Here is a 2,536-nt window from a genome sequence, read left to right on the forward strand (position 1 = left end):
GGGCTGGAGGGGTCGGGGTGCCAGCCTGGGCGGCCGGGGCGGCCGGGTGCTCGGGGATGAGGGACACCATGACCGGCAGGGGCGCCGGGCGAGGCGCGGCCTCACCCCTGCCTTGCCTGAGCAGCCAGCCGGCGAGGCCAAGGTGCAGGGCCAGGGCCAGCAGCAGGGAACGGGTCGAAAACCCGGATAGGGTCAAAAATCCTGAAGGCACCGAAAGCCCGGAAGGCGCCGGCAGTTGCCTCACTGCCAACCTCCGGCCATCAGTCCCTGCAGCAGTTGGCGTAGCCCCAGGGCGGCCAAAATAGCGGCGCCGAGACAGCGCAGGCGGTGGGCGGCGGGGCCGGAGTGCCTGAGCCGGTACATGCTCAGCGGAACCGGCCGTGGTCGACCTGTTCTACCACGGCCGGGGTGACTGCATCGAAGCGCAGGGTGCGCACGCCTTTGTGCTCGTGCTCGAAAGCGGCTGCGTCCTCGCGGCTTGCCAGGGGAATGAACTCGTGGCCCATGGGGCCGGGCACGTCCGAGCCGATCACGAACCAGGCGCTCTGCGCTTCGATCTTCCCCAAGTCATAGAAGTCGGTGACGACGATGCGGGCGATGTCTTCGGGCCGGTGGCCGGGGGCGTAGCGGGGCAGGTCGTGCAGGTACTTGAACATGTCCTTGGGGCCGTCGAAATGATGGGCGTGGCCGTCCTTGTAGAGCACGGTGGCGACCCAGTTCGGGTACTTGGAGACGATCATGCCGCACACGGGGCAGAGGTCCTTGGGCCCGGGCTTGGGCACCACGACCCCCTGGGCCAGCGCCGCACTGGCGGCGACGGCGGTCCAGAGGGCCAGCAGCAGACCCCTCAGAAGGCGGGCCCCGGCGCTCATCCGTGCTGCTTTTCCATGGCGCGCTTGCGCCGCTCGGCGCGGTTCTTGCGGATCTGGGCCACATCCTTGGACATGTCCAGATAGGTGGCTTCCAGGGCTTCGTCAAACTTGGCCAGGGTGCCGCCGTACTGGGTCTGGAATTCCCGGGCGCTGGCGAGGGCGGCGAAGGAATGCTTGCTGCGCCGCGTCATGGCGTGCTTCAAGTCGGCGCCGATCAGGTAGGTGAGTTGCTCGACTTCCAGCAGGGGCCGGGGTTCGGCGCTGGCGGCATAGTCGGGGCCCCAGATGTGCTTCGGTTCCCGGTCGATGTTGAGGGAGAGGCTCAAGGCCAGGCAGTGGATGGAACAGACCCCGTCTACGAGGTCGTCGGAATACTGGACCAGCATCCGGGTCTTGTGGTGTTCCTTGCGGTCCATGCCGCAATAGGGGCACTTGCCGTATTTTTCCAGCTCGTTTTCCAGGGGCTTGGCATCGGCCGGCTTTTTCGGGATGAACTGGTTCGGGGTGCCGTCGGTGCTGCAGGTTTCGGAGGCGTGGGCGGCGCCGGCGACGAGGGCGGCGGCACCGCCGAGGAGGGAGGTTTTGAGCATGTTGCGACGATCCATTTTTGACTCCTTTTACGAGGGTTGACAACAAAACCGGGAAAGCCCGGGAACTACGAAATCAGCCGGTACATGACCAGGAAATAGCGGCTGCCCTGCCACAGGGTGGCGAGCCCCAGGGCGATCACGGTGAAGGCGGCGGCCTGCAGCAGCCGCTTGCGGGCCCGCACCCCGAGCCGGCCGAACAGCCAGGAGGCAAAGCTCATGGCAGGCAGGGTGCCAAGGCCGAACGCCAACAACAGCAGGGCGCCGGCGCCGGGCGTCGGCGCGGTGGTGGCCTGCACCGCCATGGCCAGGGTCATGGAACAGGGCATCAGGCCGTTTATGGCACCGCCGATCGCAGCGCCCAGCAGGGGGCCGCGCCGGCTGGCCTGGCCGAACTGGCGGCGCAGCCAGGCCAAGGGGGCAAAGCCCAGGGTGTTGCGCCAGGGGGAGAGACCGAGCAGGTCGAGGCCGAGGAGGATCACCGCGAGGCCGGCGAGGATCTGCAGCACGCCCTGCGCCAGGCCGATGCCGCCGGTGCCGACCAGCACGGCGCCGAACAGGGCGGCAGCCAGGCCGATCAGGGTGTAGCTGCCGAGCCGGGCCCCGTGGTAGGCGAGGTGGGGCGCGAGGCCGCGCGCCTGGGTACGCAGGAAGAAGGCCGAGACCAGGCCGCCGCACATGCCCAGGCAGTGGCCGCTACCCAAGAGGCCGGTGAGAAAGGCGGCCCCATAAGTGAGGCCGGCGGCGGGGTCGAGGCCGTTCATCGTTTCAGGCGCAAAGAGTTGCCGAGTACCGAAACCGAGGACAGGGCCATGGCGGCCGAGGCGATCATCGGGGTCAGGCGGCCGGCGGCGGCGATGGGGATGGCCACGGTGTTGTAGCCCAGGGCCCAGAACAGGTTCTGGCGGATGACGCGCAGGGTGCGCCGGGAAAGTTCGATGCCGGCCGCCACCCGGGCGATGTCGCCACCCACGAGGACGATGTCGGCCGCTTCCTGGGCAATGTCGGTAGCGCCGCCCACGGCAAAGCCGACGTCGGCGGCGGCCAGGGCCGGCGCGTCGTTGATGCCGTCGCCGA

4 protein-coding genes and 1 pseudogene are annotated in these 2,536 nt (G+C 68.8%); all 5 read right to left on the reverse strand.

Annotated elements, in window-relative coordinates:
- Positions 1-196, reverse strand: a 196-nt coding sequence (locus WBH99_RS08565; RefSeq protein WP_424219665.1) for a hypothetical protein, incomplete at its 3' end; no start/stop codon positions are given.
- 169 nt (positions 197-365) lie between these two features.
- Positions 366-872, reverse strand: coding sequence for a nitrous oxide reductase accessory protein NosL (locus WBH99_RS08570; protein ID WP_424219666.1), 507 nt, complete (start codon positions 870-872; stop codon positions 366-368).
- Positions 869-1,477: a nitrous oxide reductase accessory protein NosL gene (locus WBH99_RS08575; protein ID WP_424219667.1), complete on the reverse strand. Its 609-nt coding sequence runs from the start codon at positions 1,475-1,477 to the stop codon at positions 869-871. Before WBH99_RS08575 ends, WBH99_RS08570 begins: the two co-directional genes overlap by 4 nt.
- 50 nt (positions 1,478-1,527) lie before the next feature.
- Positions 1,528-2,223, reverse strand: a complete 696-nt coding sequence (locus WBH99_RS08580) for a sulfite exporter TauE/SafE family protein (RefSeq protein ID WP_424219668.1) — start codon at positions 2,221-2,223, stop codon at positions 1,528-1,530.
- A pseudogene (locus WBH99_RS08585) lies at positions 2,220-2,536 on the reverse strand (heavy metal translocating P-type ATPase); the annotation flags it as partial. The gene WBH99_RS08580 and the pseudogene WBH99_RS08585, both read right to left, overlap by 4 nt.

This window comes from Azovibrio sp., assembly GCF_049658005.1.
GTDB lineage: Bacteria > Pseudomonadota > Gammaproteobacteria > Burkholderiales > Rhodocyclaceae > Azovibrio.

What these genes read in the sequence shown, in the direction of transcription:
- WBH99_RS08570 (WP_424219666.1), bottom strand. Translation starts at nt 872, where the DNA reads ATGAGCGCCGGGGCCCGCCTTCTGAGGGGTCTGCTGCTGGCCCTCTGG.
- WBH99_RS08575 (WP_424219667.1), bottom strand. Translation starts at nt 1,477, where the DNA reads ATGGATCGTCGCAACATGCTCAAAACCTCCCTCCTCGGCGGTGCCGCC.
- WBH99_RS08580 (WP_424219668.1), bottom strand. Translation starts at nt 2,223, where the DNA reads ATGAACGGCCTCGACCCCGCCGCCGGCCTCACTTATGGGGCCGCCTTT.